Here is a 24,853-nt window from a genome sequence, read left to right as displayed (position 1 = left end):
AGTGCCAGAGCCGTCGAGTGAAGAAGCCCGCCGATGTCTCGGAGACCCCCACTGTGTGCCTGCGCACCGGTGGGGTTCTTCGTGTCGTGGGCTCAGCCGCGGCGTGCGTGCTCCTCGATCACGGCGGCATTGAGCGCGGCCGCGGCGCTGACGATCGCGGCGGCGTCGTCCGGGTCGCACTCGCCGTCGGCGACGCGCGCGACGGCATCCTGCATGCGTACGCACAGTGTGGCGACGGAATCGTCGTCGGTCGGCTCGTCCGCCACGGCGCTCGTACCCGCCGATTCGTCGTCGGCCGGCTCGGTCTGACGGACGTCCTCGATCACGTCGTCCCGCCCGGCGTCCGCGAGTCGCTCGAACTCCTCGGCCGGTGTCTCTGGCCGGTAGTTGCGAGGGCTGCCGTTCACCACGGTGCGCGTGCCCGGCGACAGCGCCACGAAATTGACCCGAGTCCCGCCGGGATCGCCGCTGACCCGGAAGACCCGATCCGGGCGTGTGACACTGCGCACGATCATGCCGTCCGCGATGGCGTGCGGATTGCGTGGAGCCACATCGAACCTCGATTCACTGGTTGTGGGCCATCATGGTCGTATGACTTCCGTGATGGAGCGCCTGCTGGACATCGCACCGATCTGGGTGTTCCTCATCGTCTTCCTGCTGGTGTTCCTCGAGGACGCGATCTTCGTCGGTTTCGTGATCCCGGGAGAGACGGCCGCGGTCATCGGCGGTGTCGCGGCGAGTCAGGACCACGTGAGTGTCGTGGCGATGGCGGCGGTCGTGGTCGTCGCGGCCGTGGTGGGTGACTCGGTGGGCTTCGAGATCGGCAAGCACTTCGGCCCACGACTGTTGGCCATGAAGATTCTGGACAAGCGTCGCGACAAGTTGGACAAGGCGCGGGACCTGTTGGCGCGCAAGGGCGGGACGGCCGTCTTCCTCGGCCGGTTCGTCGCCTTCTTCCGGGCGGTGATGCCGGCGTTGGCCGGGATGTCGCGCATGCCGTACCCGAAGTTCCTCGCGTACAACGCACTCGGTGGGCTCGTCTGGGGGACGGGGTTCGTGGTGCTCGGATTCGTCGCCGGCAACTCGTACGAACAGGTCGCGAAGACGGTGGGACGGGACGCGGCGATCATCGTGGTCGCGGTGGTGGTGATCGCGCTGATCGTGTGGCGCGTCCGGGCTCATCGCTCCGAGAAGGGCGCGGCGCGGGCCTACGATCCCAGCGCGAGCACCGACAGCAGCTCGTAGGCCACGTGTGACGCGGCGATTCCGGTGATCTCCGCGTGGTCGTACGCGGGCGCGACCTCGACGATGTCCGCACCGACGATGTTCGCTCCCACCAACCCGCGCAGGGTGTTCAGCAGTTCCCGCGACGTCATGCCGCCCGCCTCGGGTGTGCCGGTACCCGGGGCGTGGGCCGGGTCGAGGACGTCGATGTCCACGGAGACGTAGACCGGGCCCGTGTCGAGACGGCGGCGCATCCGCTCGACGATCGAGGCCACCCCGTCCGTCTCGTAGTCGTCGGACCGGATGATCTGAAACCCCAGGACGGCGTCGTCCTCGAGGTCCTTCTTGCCGTACAGCGGACCGCGGATCCCGATGTGCTGCGACCGCTCGAGGTCGATCAGCCCCTCCTCGCTGGCCCGTCGGAACGGTGTCCCGTGCGTGAAGGGTGCACCGAAGTACGTGTCCCACGTGTCGAGGTGCGCGTCGAAGTGCAGCACGGCGATCGGCCCGTGGTCGCGGTGCAGCGCGCGCAGGATCGGCAGCGCGATGGTGTGGTCGCCACCGAGAGTGAGGACCGTGCTGCCGTCCTTGCGCAGATCGGTGATCGCGTGCTCGACCGTCGTCAGTGCCTCGGCGATGTCGAACGGATTGACCGCGATGTCGCCGGCATCGGCCACCTGGCGGTGCGCGAACGGCGACACGTCCAGCGCGGGGTTGTACGGCCGGAGCAGTTTGGACGACGCGCGGATGTGGCCGGGACCGAAGCGCGCGCCCGGCCGGTAGCTCACGCCCGAGTCGAAGGGCACTCCGACGATGCTCACGTCGGCCCGGGAGACCTCGTCGAGTCGCGGCAGCCGCGCGAAGGTCGACGGTTCCATGTACCGCGGGTATCGCGAGCCGTCCAGAGGTCCCCTGATGTCGGTCATGAGCAGTGATGTTTCCTCACTTCAGGCGGTTGGTCAACACTTGTTTCCTGACGCGGAGCAGGGCATGATCGCGGCGTGTCCACCATCGGAAACCGGCTGCGGGAGGCCCGGGCCGCCCGTCGTCTCACTCTCGACGCGCTCGCGTCGACCGTCGGTGTGACCAAGGGCTACCTGTCCAAGGTCGAGAACGACCGCGCGTCCGCGTCCGTCGCCGTCCTGGTGCGCTGGTGCGACGCGCTCGAGATTCCCATGGGGTCGCTGTTCGACGACGTTCCGCACGGCGACGTCGTCCGCGCCGGCGAGTACCCCCCGATCGCCCTCGGGGGTCATGCCCAGACGGAGTACCTGCTGACCCCGGCGGGCGAACAGCGCGTGCAGGTCATCCACGGCAGGATCGAGCGCGGAGGAGGCAGCGGCGACGAGTCGTACGAACTGCCGGCCGAGGTGGGGTTCGTCCTGGTGCTCACCGGTCGGCTGATCCTGACGCTCGACGAGCGCACCGTGCAACTCGACGACGGTGACGCGCTCACCTTCGATCCTCGTCGTCGGCACAGCTTCCGCGCGGAGGTCGACACCACTGTGCTGTGGGTCCTGACGCCGTCCCTGCCCTCCCGCCACGACAGAACCAGAATCGAGACGACCCCATGACCACGCCCGTCACTCCCGACAGCTCGGTCCACGAGCGATCAGCAGGGGACCGTGAGCAGCCGGTCACCATGTTCGGCCCCGACTTCCCCTTCGCCTACGACGATTTCCTCGCGCACCCGGCCGGGCTCGGGTCGGTCCCTCCGGACCGCCGCGGCACCCGCGTCGCCATCGTCGGGGCCGGTCTCGCCGGCACCGTCGCCGCCCGGGAGCTGCTGCGGATGGGACTCGAACCCGTGGTGTACGAGGCGGGGTGGATCGGCGGCCGCATGCACTCGGTCCCGTTCGAGGGGCACGAGGACACGGTCGCCGAGATGGGCGCGATGCGGTTCCCGCCGTCGTCCACCGCCCTGTTCCACTACCTCGACCACCTCGGCATCGAGACCACCCCGTTCCCCAACCCGCTCGCCGAGGCGACGCCCAGCACCGTCATCGACCTCAAGGGCACCAGTCACTACGCGCGGCAGCTGACCGATCTCCCCGACGAGTACGCCGAGGTGGCCAGGGCGTGGCAGCGCACGCTCGAGGAACAGTCCGAACTCGTCCCTCTCCAGCGCGCCATCCGCGCTCGGGACGCGGCGGCGGTGAAGCGCATCTGGAACGACCTCGTGGTGCGACTCGACGACACGACGTTCTACGGGTTCCTCGTCGGATCCCCCCACTTCGCGTCGTTCGCGCGTCGAGAGCTGTTCGGGCAGGTCGGTTTCGGCACCGGTGGCTGGGACACCGACTTCCCGAACTCGATACTCGAGATCCTGCGCGTCGTGGCCACGGAGGCGGACGATCACCACCGCGGCATCGTCGGCGGATCCAGCCGCCTGCCACGTGGTCTGTGGTCGGAGGCCGTGTCGGACGCGGCGCACTGGTCGGCGGGCACCTCGGTCGCGTCGCTGCACGGCGGCACACCCCGCCCGGGTGTCACGGAGATCCGGCGACGGACCGACGACGCCACCGGCGACCACACCTTCGCGGTGACCGACTCCTCGGGCCGGACGGACGAGTTCGCCTCGGTCGTCGTGACCGCGCAGAGCTGGATGCTCCTCAACACCATCGACACCGACGACGACCTGCTGCCCATCGATCACTGGACGGCCGTCGAACGCACCCACTACATGGGGTCGACCAAGGTGTTCGTGCTCGTGGACCGACCGTTCTGGAAGGACGTCGACCCCGAGACGGGGAGGGAACTGGTCAGCATGACCCTCACCGACCGGTTGAGTCGGGGAACGTATCTCCTCGATCACGGCGACGATCGGCCCGGCGTGATCTGTCTGTCGTACACGTGGAGCGACGACTCGCTGAAGCTGCTGCCGCTCTCACCCGACGAGCGGTTGACGCTGATGCTGGGATCGCTCGAGGAGATCTATCCCGGGGTGGACTTCCGCAGCCACATCGTCTCCGATCCGGTGACGCTGTCGTGGGAGACCGAGCGACACTTCATGGGTGCATTCAAGGCCAACCTGCCCGGCCACTATCGCTATCAGGAACGCCTGTTCTCGCACTTCGTGCAGGACGAGCTCGCCCCCCGGCATCGCGGGATCTTCCTCGCCGGCGACGACATCTCGTGGACGGCGGGATGGGCCGAGGGCGCCATCCAGACCGCGCTCAACGCGGTGTGGGGAGTCATGAACCACCTCGGCGGATCGACACATCCGGACAATCCCGGGCCGGGCGACGTCTTCGAGAGCATCGCCCCGCTCCGCCTCGGGGACTGATGCGTCGACCGGCGCGGTGAATCTCGGTCCGGGAGGACTTACCGAGCGGTAGCGTTCCTCCGGTGGTTCAGTTGCTCTCGCGCTCACGGGCGGCCGATCGGCCGCCCGTGACGACGCCTGCGAGCGTTCCGGTGCGGACCGTCTCGGCGCAGGCGCTGGCCATCGTGCTCGTGCTCGCCGTCGCGGTGCTCGTGTTCCACCTGACCCGGCCGACGGCCGAGGAACCGGCCGTCGGGGCGGTCGCCGCTCCCGCTGCGGACCTGCGGCCGAGCTTCCTGGCGGAACCGGAGCGCAACCTGGGCCCGCTGCGCCAGATCGCGAAGGTCAACCGCGCCACGGCGGAGGAGGAGTACGCGGCCGCCATCGCCGTGCTCTCGACGGCGGCGAGCGCCGAGGAGAAGGATCGCCGACTGTACGAGCTGCCACCGGCCGTGATCGGCGCCCGCATCGGTAGCTACGCCTCACCGGCTCGCGGCACGTACACGTCCGGTTTCGGTCCGCGGTGGGGAACGATGCACAACGGAATCGACATCGCCGGCCCGATCGGCACACCGATCCTGTCGGTGGCGGACGGTCAGGTGATCGAGGCCGGCCCTGCGAGCGGCTTCGGGTTGTGGGTGCGCGTGCGACACGACGACGGCACCGTGTCCATCTACGGTCACGTGGACACCCTGGTCGCGGTGGCCGGTCAGCGGGTCGCGGCGGGGCAGCAGATCGCGACGATGGGGAACCGCGGCGACTCCACCGGGCCGCACCTGCACTTCGAGACCGTCGTCGCGGACAAGCACGTGGATCCCGAACTGTGGTTGATCGGCCGCGGTATCTCGCTCGGACCGGAAGGCGACTGACGAGTCCCATCCATCACACCAGTAACACGCTCGGATACGATCAGGGCATGAGACGGGCACTTCTGACGGCGGCGACGGCACTCGCCGTGGCCGTGGGCACCGCACCTCTCGGCGCCGGTCCGGCCGCGGCCGACACCGCCGGCTCCTGCTCACCCGAGCATCCCCGTCCCGTCGTGCTGGTGCACGGCACCTGGGTCGACGGTCCGGACACCTGGTCCACCCTCACCCCGCAGCTCGAGGCGGAGGGCTACTGCGTCTTCACTCTCGAGTACGGCTACCGCGCCGAACCCGGCGAGAACCTGCTGCAGACCTACGGCGGCGACGACATCGCCACGTCCGCGCGGGAACTGCGCGCCTTCGTCGACGACGTCCGAGCACGCACCGGCGCAGCCGACGTGGACGTCGTCGGGCACTCCCAGGGCGGTGTCGTGGCGCGTCAGTACCTGAAGTTCGAGGGTGGAGCCGACGCCGTGCACACCCTCGTCACCCTCGGCGCCACCAATCACGGCACCACGTTCTCGGCGGGGCAGCTCGTCGGATCGCTCGCGCAGCAGTTCGGACTGCCGGTCGGCGAGGTCGCCGCCGCGGCCGTCGGACCGTCGTTCGTCCAGCAGATGGTCGGCTCGTCGTTCCTCGACGTGCTCAACGCGGGCGGCGACACCGTCCCGGGGGTCGACTACACCGTGATCGCCACCCGCGCGGACACCGTCTCCACGCCGCCCGAGAACACCTTCCTCGCCGCGGGCCCGGGCGCGACCGTGGACAACGTCTGGGTGCAGGACGGCTGCCCGAGCAACTCCGCCGGGCACATGGAACTGACCACCGACCCCCGCGCACTGTGGATGGTGCAACGCGGGCTCGACCGGTCCTACGCCGATCGGGTCCCCAGCCCCTGCTGAGTGCCGGGGTGTGCGAGCTGGTGCGGTGGCCGGCTGAAAGGGGTGCACACGGCCGGCGTGTGGTGAACACCCGTTGCCGCAGGCTGGAGGGTGTGTGCGGTTGACGCAGGGGGTGTGCACGCAGCTCGGTGCACCTCGCGATCCCGTGGATTCTCACGTTCCGCCGCCCTCACGCGTTTACTGATCGTGATGCTTCCGTTCGAGACCGTCGTGGCCACCCACGGCCCCGTGGTGCTGCGGGTCTGTCGCGCCGTGGTCGGTCCCGTCGACGCCGACGACGCGTGGTCGGAGACCTTCCTCGCCGCACTCCGGGCGTACCCCGATCTGCCCGAGGACGCGAACGTGCAGGCCTGGCTGGTGACCATCGCGCACCGCAAGGCCGTCGACGTTCATCGCGCGGCAGCTCGCCGGCCCGTGCCCACCGACTCCGTTCCGGACGTCGCCACGATGGTGCCCGACGAGAACCACGCCCTGTGGTCCGCGGTCGCGGCCCTGCCCGACACTCAGCGACTGGCCGTCGCGTACCACCACATCGGGGGGCTCCCTCATGCGGACGTCGCTGCGCTGCTGGGTAATTCGACCACGGCCGCCCGGCGTGCATGTGCCGACGGCATCGCGACGCTACGCCGCACGACCACGAGGAGTGAGCTGCTGTGACCACCGCCGCCGAACTGACCGCGCTCCACGAGCGACTGACGCACCGCGCCGCCGAGGAAGGACTGCTCGACGTCGCGTACCGCACCCTCGACTCACCCGTCGGCACGCTCCTCGTGGCGGCCACCGAGCGAGGTGTCGTGCGCGTGGCCTTCGACGTCGAGAACCACGACACGGTCCTGCAGACGCTGGCCACCCGCGTCAGTCCGCGGGTGCTCCGAGCGCCGGCCCGGCTCGACCCGGTGGTCCGCGGGCTCGACGCGTTCTTCGCCGGGACGTCCCGCGTCGTCGACGTCGACCTGGATCTGCGCCTCGCGGCAGGGTTCCGTCGCGACGTCCTGACACATCTCCAGCGCATCCCCTACGGTGAGACCCGGAGCTACGCCGCCGTGGCCGCGGAAACGGCCAGCCCGAAGGCCGTCCGCGCCGTGGGATCGGCCTGCGCGCGCAATCCGCTGCCCCTGGTCATCCCGTGTCATCGCGTGGTGCGGTCGGACGGAACGCCCGGTCGCTACGCCGGCGGTGAGGCCGCCAAGCAGCTTCTGCTCGAGCTCGAGACACAGAACTACTAGGCGGTATTACTCTCGAAGCATGTCCTCCGCTGCTGATGTTCCCGCGCACCTCGTTCTGTCTCGTCGCGATCTCGAGTTCCTCCTCTACGAATGGCTCGACGTCGAGTCGTTGACCGAGCGGAAGCGCTTCTCCGATCATTCCCGGGAGACGTTCGACGCGGTGATGGAGCTCAGCGAGCAGATCGCGGTGAAGCACTTCGCGCCGCACAACAAGAAGGCGGACGCGAACGAGCCGCACGTCGGCGAGGACGGCAAGGTCGTCCTGATTCCCGAGGTCGAGCAGGCGCTGAAGGTGTTCAACGACGCCGGCCTCATCTCCGGGCAGTTCGACGACTCGCTCGGCGGCATGCAGCTGCCGACCACGGTGTCGAAGGCGTCGCTCGCGTGGTTCCAGGCCGCGAACACCGGCACCGCGACCTATCCCTTCCTCACGATCGGCAACGCCAATCTCCTCATCGAGTACGGCAGCGAGGAGTTGGTCGACGCCTATGTCCGGCCCATGCTCGAAGGCCGTTTCCACGGGACCATGTGCCTGTCCGAGCCCGGTGCCGGATCGTCGCTCGCCTACATCACCACCAAGGCCGTCGAGCAGGGTGACGGCACCTACGCGGTGACCGGAACCAAGATGTGGATCTCGGGCGGCGAGCACGAACTCGGTGAGAACATCGTGCACCTCGTCCTCGCCAAGATCCCCGGCGGTCCGGCGGGCGTGAAGGGCATCTCGCTCTTCGTCGTGCCCAAGACGCTGGTGAACGCGGACGGGTCGCTGGGCGAGCGCAACGACGTGAACCTCGTCGGCCTGAACCACAAGATGGGGTACCGCGGAACCACCAACACGCTCCTCGCGTTCGGCGAGAACGGCGGCGCCACAGGCTATCTCGTCGGCGAGCCGCACAAGGGCCTGTCGTACATGTTCAAGATGATGAACGAGGCGCGCATCGGCGTCGGCATGGGCGCGACCGCGCTGGGCTACACCGGCTACCTGCACTCGGTGGCGTACGCCCGGGACCGTGCACAGGGCCGGCCCGTCGGTGACAAGGATCCGGCTGCCCCGCAGGTGCCGATCATCGACCACTCCGACGTGCGCCGCATGCTGCTCGCGCAGAAGTCCTACGTCGAGGGCGGTCTGGCCCTGGGTCTGTACTGCTCCCGGCTGGTCGACGAGCAGATCACCGGCGAGCAGGACGCGGCGGATCGCGCCGGGTTCCTCCTCGACGTGCTCACCCCCATCGCCAAGGCGTGGCCGTCGCAGTGGTGCCTCGAGGCCAACAACCTCGCGATCCAGGTGCACGGCGGGTACGGCTACACCCGCGACTACAACGTCGAGCAGTTCTACCGGGACAACCGCCTCAACCCCATCCACGAGGGAACGAACGGCATCCAGGGCCTCGATCTCCTCGGACGCAAGGTCGTCGCGCAGGGCGGCCGAGGACTTCAGCTCCTCGTCGAGACCATCACGGAGACCATCGACGCGATGTCGGGCGAGTACGCCGACGCCCTGCGAGCGGCAGTGGATCGCCTCGTGGCCGTCACCGGCACGCTGTGGGGTCAGGGCGACGCCGAGGTGGCGATGGCCAACTCGTCCGCGTACCTCGAGGCGACCGGTCACGTGGTCGTCGCGTGGCTCTGGCTCGACCAGCTCCGGGCGATCGGCGACAAGGAAGGCGCCTTCTACGACGGCAAGCGTGTCGCGGCGCAGTACTTCTTCCGGTACGAGCTCCCCAAGACGCGCCCACAGTTCGACCTGCTCGAGAACCTGGACCGTACGACGCTGGACCTCGACACCGCGGTTCTGTAGCGCTGCGCCCGCGCTCCACGGATCGTTCGGCGCACCCGCGATCTGAGGTGCGGGTGGCGACTTGCGGTGCGCTCGAGCCTCGCCGGGCGCACCGCTCGTCGCCGCGCGCACCTTCCACGGTGCGCAGAGAACCGGGCGCTGCGCCCGGCCGCGCTCCACGGATCGTTCGGTGCACCCGCGATCAGGGGTGCGGGTGGCGAACTGCGGTGCGGCGAGCAGCGCGTACCGCGTAATGCCCGTCACACACACCTGGCAACGCGGTGTACCGACTGCTTAGATACAAGATGTGCGCAACACAGATGCAACCGAGACGTCGTCCGACCGGGCGTACGCGACGGTCAAGGAGCTCATCGTCTCCGGCGAGCTGCCGGGCGGGGAGCTGATCAGCGAGGGGCAGATCGCCGAGCGCACCGGCACCAGCCGCACCCCGGTCCGTGAGGCCTTCCTCAGGCTCGCGGCCGAAGGATGGATGCGACTCTATCCCAAGCGCGGGGCCCTCGTGGTTCCCGTCGCCCCCGACGAGGCCACCCATCTCGTCGCCGCCCGTCGACTCGTCGAGACCGGATCGCTCGAGGCGTTCGCACAGGATCCGGGCAGCCGGGCCTCCGCCGCCGCACAGATGCGCGAGAGCCTCGACCGGCAGCGCGTTCTCGCGCAGGCGGGCGACTCCCTCGGCTTCGCTGCCGAGGACGCAGACTTCCACACCATCGTCGTCACGCACGGGGACAACCCGCTGCTGTCGACCTTCTACTCAGGATTGCGCGACCGGCAGCGCCGCATGACCGCGAACTCCGTGGCGCGCAATCCGGACGTGTTGGCGTCGATCATCGGCGACCACACCCGTCTCACCGCACTCGTCGAGCAGGGCGACGTCGCCGCGTACGACGACGCCCTCTCCCTCCACATGGCAGCCACGCACGCGCTGCCGCGTGGAATCCGCTGAAGGACCCCACCATGACCGTTCTCGACCGCACGACCACCACCCGCACCTGGCTGCCCGTGGCGCTCGGCATGCTCGCCGTCGCCTGGGGCGGCAACGAGTTCACGCCGCTCCTCGTGATGTACCGCGAGGGTCACGGCTTCTCACCCGTCGTCGTCGACGTGTTCCTCTTCGCCTACGTCGTCGGCATCGTGCCGGCCCTGCTGATCGGGGGCCCGCTCTCGGATCGCTACGGACGGCGGCCGCTCATGGTGCCCGCGCCGGCCGTCGCCGCCGCGGGATCTCTCGTCATCGCCCTCGGCGCGCACTCGGCCCCGATCCTCGCGACCGGCCGCGTGCTCAGCGGCATCGCGTTGGGGCTGGGTATGGCCGTCGGCGGCAGTTGGTTGAAGGAGCTGTCCACGGACGGCTCGGGTGCCCGCCGTGCCGCCATGTCGCTCACGGGCGGATTCGCCACGGGCGCAGGGGTCGCCGGGGTGCTCGCGCAGTGGGCGCCGTGGCCCGAGGTGCTGCCGTACCTGGTGCACGTCGCGTTGGCAGCACTGGCCACCGTGGCCCTGCTCGGGGTGCCCGAGACGCGAGCGCGTGCGGTGGACGGCGCCTCGTTGCTGTCCGATCTGCGTATCCCGTCGGCGGGTCACCGTCGGTTCGTGTCCGTCGTTCTTCCCATGGCGCCGTGGGTCTTCGGCGCGGCCAGCGTCGCGTACGCAGTGCTGCCCGGTCTGATGGCCGACCACTCCGGCGCGTTCCCCATCGCGTTCTCCGCACTGCTCGGTGTGGTCGCGCTGTCGTCCGGCTTCGCCATCCAGGCCGTCGGCCGACGCATCGACACCGCGTCGAGTGCGCGCGCCGTCCTGGTCGCGCTGGGCATCATCGTCGTCGGCATGGTGCTGGTCTCGGTCGCCGCCGACGTGCTGACGATCCCGATGGCGCTGCTCGCCGCCGCGGTGCTCGGGTGCGGCTACGGCATGGCGATGGTGTCGGGCCTGCAGGAGGTGCAGCGCATCGCGGGACCGCGTGATCTGGCCGGACTCACCGCGGTGTTCTACTCGGTGACCTACCTCGGCTTCGCGGTGCCGGCGATTCTGGCGCTGCTCGTGCAGGAGTTCCCCGACGCGATCACCTATCCCGAACTGTTCACGGCCGGTGCGGTTCTCGCCGCGGTGTCATTGGCGCTCGTCGCGACGAGAACGCGGTCGCACCTGCCGTCAGGGCAGTCGGGGTAGCCGCTTCTTCTCGAGCCAGGACTCCCAGAACTCGTCGGTGCTGCCGTACTGCTTCGCCAACCCGACGAAGTCCGACGTCGCCACGGTGGCGTGGCGGAAGGTCGTGGTCCACTCGCGGATCAGATCGAAGAACGCCGCGTTGCCGATGGTGCGCCGAAGTGCGTGCAGGGCAAGGGCTCCGCGCTTGTACACGCGGTCGTCGAACATGTCCTCCGGTCCTGGATCTCCCAGCACGATGTCCTGGGGCAGGGACGACAGGCGGCTGTGAGCGCGAGTGGCCTCCTGGTGCGCGGACGGTCCGCCCGAGCTCTCCGACCAGATCCACTCGGAGTAGCAGGCGAAGCCCTCGTGCAACCAGATGTCGCTCCACCGCGCGATGGTGAGGCTGTTGCCGAACCACTGGTGCGCCAGTTCGTGGGCGACGAGTCGCTCGTACTCGCGGTCGCCGTCACAGTGATTGGCGCCGAAGATCGACAGCGTCTGTGCCTCGACGGGGATCTCCAACTCGTCGTCGGTGACGACGACGGAGTACGACTCGAACGGATAGGGGCCGAACGACTCGACGAACGTCTCCATCATCTGCTGCTGACGGCCGAAGTCGTGATCGAAGTTCTGGCGCAGACGCGCCGGCAGGATCGCGTCGATCGGCACGGGGGAGTCGCTGACACGGTGCTTCTCGTACTGGCCGATCTGCACGGTCGCGAGGTACGAGGCCATCGGTTCGGGCTGGTCGTACACCCAGGTGGTGCGCGAGGACTTCACGTACTTCCGCGTCAGTGTGCCGTTCGAGACGACGTGGTACGGGGAATCGGCGGTGATCGAGATGGTGTACGTCGCTTTGGAACTGGGATGGTCGTCGCACGGGAACCACGATGCGGCGCCGTTGGGTTGGCTCGCGACGAGGGCGCCGTCGGTGAGCTCCTCCCACCCGACCTCGCCCCACACGCTGCGGATCGGTGCGGGGTTGCCGCTGTAGGCGACGGTGGCCGTGAAGGAGGCGCCCTCGTCGATGGCACGCTGCAGCGTGACCGTCAGCTTGCCGCCCCGATGGGTGAACCGGACACCGCGCATTCCGGCGACACTCACCTTGGACGGGGTGAGGGCCGGACCCATGTCGAGTGAGAACTTGGTGATCGCCCGGGTGGCCACCGCGTGCACGACGGCCTTGCCGGACAGGCGGTTCGACTGCACCTTGTACTCGAGGTCGAGGGCGTATCGCTCGACCGAGTATCCGCGGTTGCCGTTCTGCGGCAGGTACGGGTCGATGGGAGAGTCCGGCATCACTTCTCGGTCCAGGGTGCGATGGGGTTGCCCTGCCACCGGCTCGACTCGGGGACGGTGTCGCCGCGCATGACCAGCGAGGCCGGTCCGACCGTGGCACCTGCCCCGATTCCCGCTGCGGGCAGTGCGACGCAATGCGGGCCCAGCGTGGCTCCCGCCCCCAAACTCACCGTGTCCATGCTCATGATCCGATCATGGAACAGATGTGTCTGCACGACGCACCCTCTGTTGACGGTGGCACCGTCGCCGAGCGTGATGAGGTCGGCCTCCGGCAGCCAGTAGGTCTCACACCAGACTCCCTTCCCGATGTGGGCGCCGAGCCAGCGCAGCCACAGGTTCAGCACCGGGGTTCCCTCGGCGGCGCGGGCGAACCACGGGGCGGCGACGACCTCGACGAACGTGTCTGCCACTTCGTTGCGCCACACGAACGAACTCCACAGCGGGTGCTCCACCGCACCGATGCGGCCGACGAGCGACCACTTGGCGACGGCGGAGATTCCGGCCGCGACGGCGCCGGCGATCAGCAACACGGCGCCGCTGAGCAGGGCGGCGGCCCAGTAGCCCAGTGTTCCGGCGATCCAGGTCAGGGCGGCGAGCACGCCGAACCCGATGCCGAATGACACGACGACGGGCACGAGTCGACAGGTCTCGACCACGGCGCGGGCGATCTTGAGTCGCCGCGGCGGGTCGAAGGTGCGGGTGGTGTCGGACGAGTTGGGCGCTCGGCGCAGGCGCACCGGCGGGCTGCCGAGCCACGACGATCCCGACTTCGCCTTGGCGGGTGCGGCCGACAGCACGGCGACGAGGCCGTTCTTCGGCACGCGTCGACCCGCGGCCGCCATGCCAGAGTTGCCGAGGAACGCACGCTTGCCCACCTTGGCCTCGCCGAGCAGCATCCAGCCGCCGCCGAGCTCGTAGCTGGCGATCATGGTGTCGTCCGCCAGGAACGCACCGTCGCCGACTGTCGTGAACTTCGGGACCATCAGGACCGTCGACGCCTCCACGTCCTTGCCGATGGTCGCGCCGAGCAGCCGGAGCCATCCCGGAGTGAGCAGACTCGCGTAGAGCGGGAAGAGGAACGTACGGGCCGAGTCCATCAGGCGTTCGGTGGCCCACACCTGCCAGCCGATGCGACTGCGTACCGCGTGGTGGCCGGGAATCAGCCCGATCGACAGCAACCGCACGGACACGAGCGTGACCGCTGCGAAGACGAGCAACGACACCGCGGTGGCGGGAGCGAGCAGCGCCAGCCCGAGGCCGATCGCACCGAGCAGGGTGGTCGCGTGCGCGACTCCGACGGCGACGAGGAGCAGGCCCGCAGCAATGGACAGGAGGGGAAGTCCCGACAGCAACAGCGACGTCACGCCGTAGACGGGCACCCAGCCGCGACCGCGCGGCGGCGCCTCGTCCGGCCACGGGTGCATCGCCTTGCCGACCTTCGCGGCGGGCGAGCCGGACCACTGCTGACCGGCCTTGACCTTGCCGGAGACTGCCGATCCCGCAGTGATCTCGGCGCGGCGGCCGATCCTGGCTCCGGGGAGCAGGGTCGACCGCGCACCCACCGTGGCGCCGGCGCCGACCTCGATCGAGCCGATGTGCACGACGTCGCCGTCGATCCAGTAGCCGGACAGATCGACCTCCGGCTCGAGCGAGCATCCGTCACCGAGAGTCAGCATGCCGGTCACCGGAGGCAGGGTGTGCAGATCGACGTCGCGGCCGACCGTCGCACCGAGTGCGCGGGCGTAGTAGACCATCCACGGCGCGCCCGACAGGTTCGAGGCACCGCTGGCGTCGGTCAACCGGTTGGCGGTCCACAGCCGGAGGTGCACGCTGCCGCCGCGCGGATGGGCGCCCTCCGTGACGCCGCGCATGAGGAGCCGTGATCCGGCGACGGAGATCGCCATCCGGCCCACGGGCGTCACGAACAGCAGGAACCCGAGCGCGAGCCACCACCAGGACACCGTCGGCAGCCAGGGGCGGGGAGCGAACCAGCTGAATGTGTTCGCCATGATGCCGAGCCAGGTCACCCACTGCAGCCCGGTCAGCGTCGTCAGCGGCAGGGTCGCGAGGACCTGCACCACCTGGGCCATCCGGGGTGTGGGGACGACGATGCGCTTCTCGGTCACCGGCGGGGGGACGAGCGAGTCGAGCAACGCGACGAGCGAGCCGAGTCGCGGATGGTCGTAGAGCTGAGCGACCGTGATCTCGGGGAAACGCTCGCGCAATCGAGTCACGAGCAGTGCGGCCGAGAGCGATCCGCCACCGGCAGCGAAGAAGTCCGCGTCCAGGGATCCGATCTCGGCGCCCAGCACGTCGCTCCACAGCTCGGCCACCCAGCCGGCGGTCCCGGCGAGAGAGGCGTCGTCCGGAGTCGAACCACGCTTGGGCAGCGGCCACGGCAGAGCCGCGCGGTCGACCTTGCCGGAGGTGCGGGTGGGCAGTTCGTCGACGAGTGCGAGACGCGGAACCATCGCGGCGGGAAGCTGTTCCGCGAGGAGCTCGCGGGCGCGGACGAGGTCGAAGTCCGGGTCGGTGCTGGCGAGATAGCCCACCAGCACGGGTGTTCCGGAGCCGGTGGTCCGCACTGCGGCGGCTGCGCCGCTCACACCGGGGAGGGCCTGCAGGGCGTTGTCCACCTCACCGAGCTCGATGCGGCGCCCGCCGACTTTCACCTGATCGTCGGCGCGGCCCTGGAAGAGCAGCCCCTCGAGCTCGAGCCGCACGAGATCGCCGCTGCGGTAGGCGCGGTCCCATCCGAGAGTCGCCATGGGAGCGTACTTCTCGGCGTCCTTCACCGGGTCGAGGTAACGCGCGAGGCCGACGCCACCGATGACGAGCTCGCCCACCTCGCCCACCGCGACCGGCTCCTCGTCCGGGCCCACGACGGCGAGGTCCCATCCGTCGAGCGGCAGCCCGATGCGCACCGGTCCGACACCGTCCATGAGAGCGGCGCAGGCGACGACGGTAGCCTCGGTGGGGCCGTAGGTGTTCCAGACCTCGCGGCCCGGAACAGCCAGTCGCTCAGCGAGATCCGGCGGGCAGGCCTCGCCGCCGAAGATGAGCAACCGGACGTCCTCGAGCGCTTCGCGAGGCCACAGCGCCGCCAGGGTCGGCACCGTCGACACCACGCTGATGTCACGTGCGACGAGCCAGGGGCCGAGGTCCATGCCACTGCGCACGAGGGAGCGAGGCGCGGGAACGAGGCACGCGCCACTGCGCCAGGCGAGCCACATCTCCTCGCACGACGCGTCGAACGCCACGGAGAGCCCCGCCAGCACTCGATCGCCCGGGCCCATGGGTCGGTCCTGCAGGAACAGTCGTGCCTCGGCGTCCACGAACGCCGCCGCGTTGCGATTGCTCACCGCGACGCCCTTGGGCTTGCCGGTCGAGCCCGAGGTGAAGATGACCCAGGCGTCGTCGTCGGGTGTGGGATGGCCGACCGCGCGACCGGTCCCCGCGGTGTCGGTTCGGGTCACGCCGCCGTCCGCGATGATCGCGGTGACGCCGGCCTCCGAGAACACCAGCTCGGCCCGCTCGTCCGGGTCGTCGACGTCCACCGGGACGTAGGCCGCACCGGCGGCGATGACCGACAGGATCGCCGCGTAGAGCGAGTAACTGCCCGACGGCATGCGGACCCCGACGCGATCGCCGGCGCAGACGCCGTGTCGGGACAGCCACCGAGCGCCCTCGTCGATGTTGTCGAGCAGTTCGCTGTAACTGATGGTGGTGTCGCCGTCGTCGATGGCCGGCGCATCAGGGAATGCCCGCGCGGTGTCCTCGAGGATGTCGACGAGGGTGCGCACCGGGGCCGCCACGGAGGAACGGAGGTAGGCCTCGGGAACACGGGTCTGCAGTGACAAGACGAACGGCCTCTCGCATCGAACAGGGACGACGGAACGCTGGCGGGTGTGACGACACGTTATTGCACGCCCAGTTTGCGGGTTGGTGAACAACTCCGCCGACCAGGCGCGCGTGCGGCGAACCGGTTGACAACTCGGGCGACCGTTTGCCATCCTGCTTCCAGGTCACGAGTACCAGCATCAAGCCCCGGCTCGCTGGTCGGCAACCCTCCTCCGCGGTGGGGTGCTCCGGGTGACGACCTGGCCGCGCTCCGACGACGGAGGCGGCAAGCGCGGATCGACGCCTCTCGTCAGATCGCGGCCCTCGTGCCGTGCGTCGATCCCTCGACGGAGGGATTCATCATGACCACAGTTCTGCAGCGCCCCATCGCATCCGTGCACGGCCGCGACCAGCAGGTGACGTGTGCCGACGGCCGCACCACTCGCAGCATCGATCTCGACTACGCGGCCAGCGCTCCCGCGCTCGACGCGGTGGTCGAGCGAGTACGAGAGGTGTTGCCGCACTGCGCGAGTGTGCACCGCGGCGCCGGCCACAAGTCGCAGGTCTGCACCCGGGAGTACGAGTCCGCCCGGAACACGGTGCACCGCTTCTGCGGCGCGGATCCCGACGACGTGGTCGTGTTCACGCGGAACACCACCGACGCGCTGAATCTCCTGGCGGGCTGCGTTCCCGGGGACACGGTGGTGCTGGACATCGAGCATCACGCGAATCTGCTGCCGTGGCGGAACCGCCGGGTGGTGCGATCGGCGGACTCGGTCGAGGAGACTCTGACTCGGCTCGGCGACGAACTCGCGTCGAGACCTGCTGCGCTGCTTGCCGTCACGGGTGCCTCCAACGTGACGGGCGAGGTCCTGCCCCTCGATCGACTCGCGGATCTGGCGCACCGACACGGTGCCCGCATCCTCGTCGACGGGGCGCAACTCGTTCCGCACCGCGCCGTGGACATCACCGCGGCGGGCATCGACTACCTGGCTTTCAGTGGTCACAAGCTGTACGCGCCCTTCGGAGCGGGAGTGCTCGTGGGACGGCGTGACTGGCTCGATGTGGCCGAGCCGTACCTCGCGGGCGGTGGAGCCACCCGGCACGTGTCCGTCCTCGGTGCGTCGGTCGACATCGACTGGGCGCCGTCCCCGGCGCGGCACGAGGCCGGCACACCCAATCTCCTCGGCGCCGTCGCGATCGCCGCGGCGTGCGACGAGATCGGCGCGATCGGCCACGGTGCCATCGCCACTCACGATCAGGAGTGCACGGACGCCCTGCTCGGCGGGCTCACCGCTCTGGCCGGTGTGTCGGTCCTCCGCCTGTGGAGCGACTCCGCCGACATCGTCGGCATCGTGTCCTTCACCGTCGACGGTGTCGACGCGGGTGCACTCGCCACCGCGCTGGCCGACGATCACGGCATCGCGGTGCGGGCCGGGAAGTTCTGTGCCCACCCCCTCCTCTCGCGGGTGGGCGCGGCCGACGGTGCCGTGCGGGCGAGCATCGGGCTGGGGACCACCGCCGACGATGTCGACCGGTTCGTGGAGGCGGTGCGTGTGACGTGCCTCTCACTGCGGGATCGCGTCACCACCGGATCGTTAGCATCAGCATCATGACGAGGAGCAGGTTGTGGGGTCGACGACACGTCGACCTCTGCCGTGCGACCTCGACCGCCTGTCCGGTCCGGTGATCGTGCGACTCACTTCACCCCACAGCCTCCGCTGCACCCCACGACTGACTGGACAACTCATGACCACGGTGTCTTCCGACTCCCTCGTCTTCCTCGACGGCGTCTCCGGTACCTCCCCGGACGTCGTCCGGTTCTCCGCCGCCGATCTCTCCGAGGCCCAGAGCCGCTACGCGACCCTCAAGGCCGAGCACCCCGGTGCTCGTGTCGTGGTGGACATCGACGTGCACATCGCCGCCGACGCCCGGACCGCCCGCCGCGAGGTGCTGGCGTCGGACAGCAAGCCTCGCCCCGGCACGCTGCAGTACGTCGGGACCGCGTCGGGTCTCGCAGGCCTCGTCGCCGACATCGTGACGGTCGACGTGGCGGACGGCGTGACCCTGCGTCCGGTGGTGGAGCAGACGCGGGAGTCCGTCGTCCGGGCGATCACCACCGAGGTGGTGCCCGCCCTGGAGGTTCGGCGTCTGCGCGCGTCCTGAGGCTCAGCCCTCGCGGGTCTCGGGGCCCATGTCCACAGCGAGCCCGGCGGTGATGCGCAGCAGTTCGGGGTAGGTCGTGCGGAAGAGGGTCGCGGGGTGACCCGCTGCAGCCCACAGCCGTTCGAAGCGTTCCAGCGCCGTGTCGACGAACGTCGGCAGATTCGTCGGGTGGCCCACGGGAGCGATCCCGCCCACCGGTTGCCCGGTGGCGTGTTCGACCACGTCGATCGATGCGCGGGTCAGCGTGCCCTCGAGACGTCGACCGGTGGCATCGAGGTCCACGTTGTGTGCACCCGACACCAGCAGCAACACCGGGTCGTCGTCGAGCAGGAACACCAGCGACTTGCAGACGGCACCGAGCGGAACCCCGCTCACCGCCGCGGCCTGACGCGCCGTGTGCGTCGGCTCGGACTGCGTCACGATCACGCCGTGATGACCTCGGGCGATCAGAACGTCCGACACGTGTGCCGCAGCGGGATGGTGGATCCGCGTCATGGTCGCAGGATAGTCAGTCCACGCCGCCGGGACATCCGGTGAGCGGGAGCGCTGGCTATCCTGACCGGATGACACACACGGATGCGTGGAAAGCCTTCACGGTGACGACCGACGCCCATGTCGCGACGGTGACCCTCATCGGCCCGAACAAGGGCAATGCGATGGGTCCCGACTTCTGGTCGGAACTGCCTCTCGTCTTCTCCGCGCTCGACGCGGACCCCGAGGTACGCGCCATCGTGCTCGCCGGCTCGGGCCGCAACTTCAGCTACGGTCTCGACCTGCCCGCCATGGCAGGCGATTTCGGTGCGGTCATGGGGGACAAGGCACAGGCCGGTCCGCGCAGCACGTTCCACGACATGATCAAGCGCATGCAGGCGTCGATCAACGCGGTGGCCGACTGCCGCAAGCCCGTGGTGGCCGCCGTGCAGGGGTGGTGCATCGGCGGTGGGATCGATCTCATCTCGGCCGCCGACATCCGCTACGCCAGCACGGACGCGAAGTTCAGTGTGCGCGAGGTGAAGGTCGCCATCGTGGCGGACATGGGGTCGTTCGCCCGTCTACCCGCGATCATCGGCGACGGTCATCTTCGCGAACTCGCGTTGACCGGAAAGGACATCGACAGTGCCCGGGCGCAGCAGATCGGTCTGGTCAACGACGTGTTCGAGGACGCGGAGGCCGTGCTCGCCGCAGCGCGTGCCACGGCCACCGAGATCGCGGCGAACCCGCCTCTCGTGGTGCACGGGATCAAGGCGGTTCTCGACCACGGTCGCGTTGCGGCAGTGGAGGATTCGCTGCGGTACGTCGCCGCGTGGAACGCTGCGTTCCTGCCGTCCGAGGATCTGACGGAGGCCATCACCTCGGTGTTCGAGAAGCGCCCCGCGTCGTTCCAGGGCAAGTAGAGAGACCCCGGTGGAGCGGCCCGATCAGCGGAAGGCGCTCTTCGGGTCGTTCCACAGCTGATCGGTGAAGTCCTCGAGGACGACGAGCACCACCGAGTCCTCAGCGCGGCGCAGGATCGACTTGCTCGCCCGGACCTGGAGGATGTCGCCCTTCGAGTCCGTCATGCGCCAGAGCGAGTCGGCGCGGGTGGCGACGGTGGTCAGGAACGTCTCGGCGATGTTGACTCCGAGCGGTTCGTTGGCCGGGAAGATGTCCTGCAGTGTGAGGGTCTCGTTCGACCGGGGGGACTCCTCGTCGAAGCCCATCAGTTCGTCGAAGGCCTCGTTGGCGAAGACGACCGTGCCGCCGGGCTCGACGGCGAGGACGGCCAACGGAATGCGGTCGAGCACGACGGTCACCGGCAGTGACGGGAACTGCGTCGTGGTCGAGACCGCCTCGGACGTGGGATTTCTCCGGTCGCTCACAGCGTCACTCATCGGTGGTACCGCACCCTTACGTCGTGGCTCGTTCGTCCTGACACGGCCCGGGGGACCGCGGATGCGATGCTATCAGCGGACAGCACCGCATCCGGGTTTCCGACGGTCTCTAGTGGTCGCCCTGGTTCTTCAGGCGCTTGACCGATGCCTCGAACTCCGCCTCGGCCTCGGCGCGGCCGACCCAGTTGGACCCGGTGACGTGCTTGTTCGGCTCGAGATCCTTGTAGTGCAGGAAGAAGTGCTCGATCGCGTCGAGTTCGAACTGCGAGACGTCCGAGAGATCCTGGATGTGGTCCCACCGCGGATCGCCCGCCGGGACGCACAGCACCTTGTCGTCGCCGCCGGCCTCGTCGACCATCTTGAACATCGCCACGGGGCGGGCCTCGACGAGGACACCGGGGAACACGGACTCCGGCAGCAGGACGAACGCGTCGAGCGGATCGCCGTCCTCACCGAGGGTGTTCTCGATGAAGCCGTAGTCCGCGGGGTAGCCCATCGCCGTGTAGAGGTAGCGGTCCAGGCGTACTCGCCCGGACTCGTGGTCGACCTCGTACTTGTTGCGCTGACCCTTGGGGATCTCGATGGTCACGTCGAACTTCACGTCCACTGTCCTTTGCTCGGTGGCCCGGCTACCTGCTCGGCGGCCACGTACTGTCGTGCAGTCGTCTGTCGGGCGCATCGAAGGACGCGCCGGTGGTCAGACAGTAACCGGCCGCGTCGATAGGGTGCGAGGAGAGGTGCATCGCCGGAGAACGGCCACGGACCCGCGAGTGGAGGAGAGACGTGAGCTCAGGGAAGCGGCCGTCCGGCACGCCGTTACGCACGCGCGTGCTGCTGATCGGAGTTTCGGTCGTGGTGCTCGTGCTGGCGATCGTCGGCGTCGCGCTGATCACCCCCACGCTCTCCGAGGACTCGACACCCGTGGCGACCTCACCCGAGCCGTCGCCTGTTCTGCCCGCCCCGCAGGTGGTTCCGGTCTCACCCGACGCGCCGAAACCGAGCCCGGCGGGCCTCGAGGCGGTGCTCGCCGCACCCCTGCGCAATCCCGATCTGGGCCGCTTCACCGGATCCGTCGCGGACGCGATCACCGGCGAGGTGTTGTGGAGCGCCGATGCGGACACCCCCATGACGCCGGCGTCGACCACCAAGATCCTCACGGCCGCGGCCGCCATGATGGCGCTGCCCGCCGACCACCGTGTGACCACCAAGGTCGTGGCGGGCGACGCGGCCGGTCAGGTGGTGCTCGTCGGTGACGGCGACCCCACGCTCACGGCGGAGCCGGTCGGACGACCCGGGTTCTACGACGGGGGAGCCCGCATCGACGACCTCGCCGAACAGATCCGCAGGTCCGGCACGACCGTCACGTCCATCGCCGTGGACGGCGGCGCGTACTCGGGGCCGGAGCAGGCGCAGGGCTGGTTCCCCGGCGACGTGGCCGCCGGATACATCGCACCCATCGAACCGATCACCCTCGACGGGGGTCGCTCGGTGCCGACGGTCGACGAGTCGCCGCGCAGCGCCACTCCCGGTCTCGACGCCGGTCGGGCGTTGGCGCGTGCTCTCGGCCTGGACCCGGCCGTCGTGACGGACGGTCGCGCGCAGTCCGGTGCCGGATCTCTCGCGACGGTGCAGTCCGCGCCTCTGCGGCAGCGGCTCGGGCAGATGTTGGGGTTCTCGGACAACGTGCTCGCGGAGGCCGTCGGTCGCGAGATCGCCGAGGAGGTGGGCCGGCCCGCGTCGTTCGACGGGGCCACGGACGCCGTCCTGGAGACACTGCAGAAGAACGGCGTCGACGTCACCGGAGTCACGCTCGAGGACACCAGCGGACTCTCCGTCGACAATCTCATCCCTGCCCGGGTGCTGGGCGCGCTCGTCACCCGGGCCGCCGGGTCCGGCACCGAGAACCTGCGGCCGATGCTCGACTACCTGCCCGTCGCCGGTGCCACGGGCACGCTCGCCGCCCGCTACGCGTCGGGTGACCGCACGGCCGCGGGGTGGCTGCGCGCCAAGACGGGAACGCTCTCGACCGCCAGTGCGTTGGCCGGATACGTGACCGACGAGAGCGGCCGGGTGTTGACGTTCGCGTTGATGTCCAACGACAGGCCGCCCGAGGTCGGTCGTCCGGCCCTGGACGCACTCGCGTCGACGCTCCGCTCCTGCGGCTGCACCTGACCGGTCGATTCCGAGAGAGAACAGGGGTGAGGGCATGTCCGACACTGGTGTGATCGATTGGGGTCTGGCCGCCCGGACGGGTGCCCGGCTCGCACCACGGGGTCCGAAGACGTCGCGGTACACCGCGGACGCGGCGCTGCGCGAACTGGCCGACGCGTCGGTACGCGCCGAGGGCCCCGTGCGCGAGGTCACGGGCCTCGCCGACGGTCTGCCCGTCCCGGCGGCGCGCGTGCTCGATCGGCCGGAGTGGATCGCCGCCGCGTCCGAGTCGATGCGGCATCTCGTCAGTGACTCCGACGGCGACGACAGTTCGTTCCTCGGCGGCAAGCCGGGCGGCGTGCAGGCGGGCGCGATGCTGGCGTTCCTGTCGACGGCCATTCTCGGGCAGTACGACCCCTTCACCGGTCCGGACGGAACGCTGCTGCTCGTGGCACCCAACATCGTCTCCGTGGAGCGATCGCTTCGCCTGCGGCCCAGCGACTTCCGACTGTGGGTATGTCTGCACGAGGTGACGCACCGCGTGCAGTTCTCGTCGTCGCCGTGGCTCGCGGGTTACATGAAGGACAACGTCACCACGCTGCAGGGCGGCGCAGACGAGCTCCTGGCCGACGTCGTGGGACGCCTCGCGGCGGCGGTGCGGTCCCGCGGGCAGGACGGCGGCGACGGCGGCATCATCGGCCTGCTCCGGGCGACGCAGGCACCCGCGCAGCAGGAGGCACTCGATCGTCTGCTGGTGCTCGGAACGCTGCTCGAAGGCCATGCCGACCACGTGATGGACGCGGTGGGTCCCGCGGTGGTGCCGTCGGTCTCGGCGATCCGCAAGGCCTTCGACGCCCGTCGCACGCGGAAGCAGAACCCGGTGCAGCGCGTGATCCGCGCGCTGCTCGGGATGGACGCGAAGATGGCGCAGTACGTCCGCGGCAAGGCGTTCGTCGACGCCGTCGTCGGCCAGGTCGGCATGGAGCGTTTCAACACCGTGTGGACCGACGCGGACACGTTGCCGCTGCTCTCCGAGATCGAGGCGCCGGAGAAGTGGACGCAGCGAGTTCTGGGATGACCGGCGTCCCGGCATGACCGGGGCACGCCCGATGCCGGAGGGCCCGCACCTGCTCACGGTGCGGCGGGCGGTGCGCGCCTGGTTCGGGGAGCACTGCCCGGAGCGCGCCGTCGTCGTCGGGCTGTCGGGTGGTGCGGACTCGCTGGCGCTCACCGCCGCCTGTGTGGCCGAGGGCGCACAGGTGCACGCCGTGGTCGTCGACCACGCGCTGCAGGCGGGTTCGGCCGAGGTGGCGCACAGGGCCGCCGAGCAGGCACGAGACCTCGGGTGTTCCCGCGCCGAGGTGAGGACCGTGTCGGTGACCGGGGCGGGTGGACCCGAGGCCGCGGCCCGGCGCGCCCGGTACGCCGCTCTCGACGCGGTCCGCGGTGACCGCCCGATCCTGCTGGGCCACACGCTGGACGATCAGGCCGAGACCGTCCTGCTCGGACTCGCCCGCGGATCCGGGTCCCGATCGCTGCGGGGGATGGCGGCCTGGGACCCGCCGCGAGGTCGTCCGCTGTTGACCGTGCGCCGCGAGTCCACCGTCGGCGCGTGCGCCGAACTGGGTCTCGCCGCGTGGGACGACCCGCACAACCTCGACCCGTCCTTCGTTCGGGTCCGACTCCGCGGCGAGGTGCTCCCGCTGCTGGAGGACGTCCTGCACGGCGGTGTCGCCGGCGCGCTCGCGCGCACCGCCGACCAGCTGCGCGAGGACGGCGCCGTTCTCGACGCACTCGCCGCGGACATCGCCGTGTCCGCCCGCGTCGGCGACGCGCTGGAGGCGTCCGCCCTCGTGGAGGTACCGGGTGCACTCCGTCGGCGGGTGATCCGCGAGTGGCTGGCCGACCGGGGAGTGCCGTTGCGCAACGAGGCGCAGGTGCGCGCCGTGGACGATCTCGTCGGCGCGTGGCGCGGGCAGGGCGGCGTCGCGGTGGCCGGGGGCGGCCCGGTCGAGAGGTTGGTCGTCGAGAGACGACGTGGCAAGCTCGACCTGGTTCGGTGGACCGGCCGGGCCGCGAGCGAGTGAAGGGACACCC

General features: G+C 69.8%; 23 protein-coding genes and 1 riboswitch. Of the genes, 16 read left to right on the top strand and 7 right to left on the bottom strand.

Annotated elements, in window-relative coordinates:
* Positions 1–92: 92 nt before the first annotated feature.
* Positions 93–551, bottom strand: a complete 459-nt coding sequence (locus HQ308_RS14445) for a hypothetical protein (RefSeq protein WP_222633190.1) — start codon at positions 549–551, stop codon at positions 93–95.
* A gap of 40 nt (positions 552–591) precedes the next feature.
* On the opposite strand from HQ308_RS14445, the gene HQ308_RS14440 reads away from it, so the two are divergent.
* On the top strand, positions 592–1,245 hold the full coding sequence (locus tag HQ308_RS14440; RefSeq protein WP_051613522.1) for a DedA family protein: 654 nt from the start codon (positions 592–594) through the stop codon (positions 1,243–1,245).
* Here the strand turns inward: HQ308_RS14440 and speB are convergent.
* Positions 1,209–2,150, bottom strand: a complete 942-nt coding sequence (speB, locus tag HQ308_RS14435) for an agmatinase (protein ID WP_027506493.1) — start codon at positions 2,148–2,150, stop codon at positions 1,209–1,211. The genes HQ308_RS14440 and speB overlap by 37 nt on opposite strands.
* Before the next feature lie 75 nt (positions 2,151–2,225).
* On the opposite strand from speB, the gene HQ308_RS14430 reads away from it, so the two are divergent.
* The 9 genes from HQ308_RS14430 (at position 2,226) to HQ308_RS14390 (ending at position 11,447) form a co-directional block, all read left to right on the top strand.
* Entirely contained in the window at positions 2,226–2,798 is a 573-nt protein-coding gene (locus HQ308_RS14430) for a helix-turn-helix domain-containing protein (RefSeq protein WP_056443515.1), read from the top strand.
* A complete protein-coding gene (locus HQ308_RS14425; RefSeq protein WP_027506492.1) occupies positions 2,795–4,510 on the top strand; it encodes an NAD(P)/FAD-dependent oxidoreductase in 1,716 nt (571 codons plus the stop codon). The genes HQ308_RS14430 and HQ308_RS14425 overlap by 4 nt, the downstream gene beginning before the upstream one ends.
* A 62-nt stretch (positions 4,511–4,572) precedes the next feature.
* On the top strand, positions 4,573–5,358 hold the full coding sequence (locus HQ308_RS22640) for a M23 family metallopeptidase (protein ID WP_308115783.1): 786 nt from the start codon (positions 4,573–4,575) through the stop codon (positions 5,356–5,358).
* 47 nt (positions 5,359–5,405) lie between these two features.
* The gene (locus HQ308_RS14415; RefSeq protein ID WP_222646845.1) at positions 5,406–6,257 is read left to right on the top strand and encodes a triacylglycerol lipase; all 852 of its coding nucleotides are present in this window, start codon (positions 5,406–5,408) and stop codon (positions 6,255–6,257) included.
* A 189-nt stretch (positions 6,258–6,446) separates the two neighbouring features.
* The gene (locus HQ308_RS14410) at positions 6,447–6,914 is read left to right on the top strand and encodes an RNA polymerase sigma factor (RefSeq protein WP_027506491.1); all 468 of its coding nucleotides are present in this window, start codon (positions 6,447–6,449) and stop codon (positions 6,912–6,914) included.
* On the top strand, positions 6,911–7,483 hold the full coding sequence (locus HQ308_RS14405) for a methylated-DNA--[protein]-cysteine S-methyltransferase (RefSeq protein WP_222646843.1): 573 nt from the start codon (positions 6,911–6,913) through the stop codon (positions 7,481–7,483). The genes HQ308_RS14410 and HQ308_RS14405 overlap by 4 nt, the downstream gene beginning before the upstream one ends.
* A 19-nt stretch (positions 7,484–7,502) precedes the next feature.
* Positions 7,503–9,281 carry an acyl-CoA dehydrogenase gene (locus tag HQ308_RS14400; protein ID WP_222646841.1) on the top strand — a complete coding sequence of 593 codons (1,779 nt, stop codon included), beginning with the start codon at positions 7,503–7,505 and terminating at the stop codon, positions 9,279–9,281.
* A gap of 286 nt (positions 9,282–9,567) precedes the next feature.
* Positions 9,568–10,224, top strand: a complete 657-nt coding sequence (locus HQ308_RS14395; protein WP_222646839.1) for a GntR family transcriptional regulator — start codon at positions 9,568–9,570, stop codon at positions 10,222–10,224.
* An 11-nt stretch (positions 10,225–10,235) separates the two neighbouring features.
* Positions 10,236–11,447 carry an MFS transporter gene (locus HQ308_RS14390; protein ID WP_222646837.1) on the top strand — a complete coding sequence of 404 codons (1,212 nt, stop codon included), beginning with the start codon at positions 10,236–10,238 and terminating at the stop codon, positions 11,445–11,447.
* Here HQ308_RS14390 and HQ308_RS14385 read toward each other — a convergent pair.
* Positions 11,430–12,728: a M1 family metallopeptidase gene (locus HQ308_RS14385; protein ID WP_222646835.1), complete on the bottom strand. Its 1,299-nt coding sequence runs from the start codon at positions 12,726–12,728 to the stop codon at positions 11,430–11,432. The genes HQ308_RS14390 and HQ308_RS14385 overlap by 18 nt on opposite strands.
* Complete coding sequence (locus HQ308_RS14380; RefSeq protein ID WP_261776120.1) at positions 12,728–16,588, bottom strand: Pls/PosA family non-ribosomal peptide synthetase; 3,861 nt, start codon at positions 16,586–16,588, stop codon at positions 12,728–12,730. The genes HQ308_RS14385 and HQ308_RS14380 overlap by 1 nt, the downstream gene beginning before the upstream one ends.
* Positions 16,589–16,751: 163 nt before the next feature.
* Positions 16,752–16,867, top strand: a riboswitch (SAM riboswitch).
* 63 nt (positions 16,868–16,930) lie between these two features.
* Here HQ308_RS14380 and HQ308_RS14375 point away from each other — a divergent pair.
* Both HQ308_RS14375 and HQ308_RS14370 read left to right on the top strand, forming a co-directional pair.
* Positions 16,931–18,184, top strand: coding sequence for an aminotransferase class V-fold PLP-dependent enzyme (locus HQ308_RS14375; protein WP_081821380.1), 1,254 nt, complete (start codon positions 16,931–16,933; stop codon positions 18,182–18,184).
* Positions 18,185–18,317: 133 nt separating this feature from the next.
* Positions 18,318–18,734 carry a hypothetical protein gene (locus HQ308_RS14370; RefSeq protein WP_037186306.1) on the top strand — a complete coding sequence of 139 codons (417 nt, stop codon included), beginning with the start codon at positions 18,318–18,320 and terminating at the stop codon, positions 18,732–18,734.
* A 3-nt stretch (positions 18,735–18,737) separates the two neighbouring features.
* Here HQ308_RS14370 and HQ308_RS14365 read toward each other — a convergent pair whose 3' ends face one another.
* Complete coding sequence (locus HQ308_RS14365) at positions 18,738–19,229, bottom strand: YbaK/EbsC family protein (RefSeq protein ID WP_056443532.1); 492 nt, start codon at positions 19,227–19,229, stop codon at positions 18,738–18,740.
* 68 nt (positions 19,230–19,297) lie between these two features.
* On the opposite strand from HQ308_RS14365, the gene HQ308_RS14360 reads away from it, so the two are divergent.
* Positions 19,298–20,128 carry a crotonase/enoyl-CoA hydratase family protein gene (locus HQ308_RS14360; protein ID WP_222646831.1) on the top strand — a complete coding sequence of 277 codons (831 nt, stop codon included), beginning with the start codon at positions 19,298–19,300 and terminating at the stop codon, positions 20,126–20,128.
* Positions 20,129–20,152: 24 nt separating this feature from the next.
* On the opposite strand, the gene HQ308_RS14355 is transcribed toward HQ308_RS14360, so the two are convergent.
* Both HQ308_RS14355 and HQ308_RS14350 read right to left on the bottom strand, forming a co-directional pair.
* Complete coding sequence (locus HQ308_RS14355; RefSeq protein WP_027506481.1) at positions 20,153–20,605, bottom strand: histidine kinase; 453 nt, start codon at positions 20,603–20,605, stop codon at positions 20,153–20,155.
* A gap of 109 nt (positions 20,606–20,714) precedes the next feature.
* The gene (locus tag HQ308_RS14350) at positions 20,715–21,206 is read right to left on the bottom strand and encodes an inorganic diphosphatase (protein WP_222646823.1); all 492 of its coding nucleotides are present in this window, start codon (positions 21,204–21,206) and stop codon (positions 20,715–20,717) included.
* A 182-nt stretch (positions 21,207–21,388) separates the two neighbouring features.
* On the opposite strand from HQ308_RS14350, the gene dacB reads away from it, so the two are divergent.
* The 3 genes from dacB to tilS are packed head-to-tail and all read left to right on the top strand — an operon-like array spanning position 21,389 to position 24,843.
* Positions 21,389–22,777 (top strand): D-alanyl-D-alanine carboxypeptidase/D-alanyl-D-alanine-endopeptidase, encoded by a 1,389-nt coding sequence (dacB, locus tag HQ308_RS14345; RefSeq protein ID WP_222646821.1) that lies wholly within the window; start codon positions 21,389–21,391, stop codon positions 22,775–22,777.
* 34 nt (positions 22,778–22,811) lie between these two features.
* On the top strand, positions 22,812–23,834 hold the full coding sequence (locus HQ308_RS14340; RefSeq protein ID WP_222646819.1) for a zinc-dependent metalloprotease: 1,023 nt from the start codon (positions 22,812–22,814) through the stop codon (positions 23,832–23,834).
* A 13-nt stretch (positions 23,835–23,847) separates the two neighbouring features.
* Positions 23,848–24,843, top strand: a complete 996-nt coding sequence (tilS, locus tag HQ308_RS14335) for a tRNA lysidine(34) synthetase TilS (protein ID WP_222646817.1) — start codon at positions 23,848–23,850, stop codon at positions 24,841–24,843.
* Positions 24,844–24,853 lie beyond the last annotated feature (10 nt).

Source organism: Rhodococcus sp. BP-241, assembly GCF_019836145.1.
Taxonomy (GTDB): Bacteria; Actinomycetota; Actinomycetes; order Mycobacteriales; family Mycobacteriaceae; genus Rhodococcoides.
This window is presented reverse-complemented; position numbering and strand designations above follow the sequence as displayed.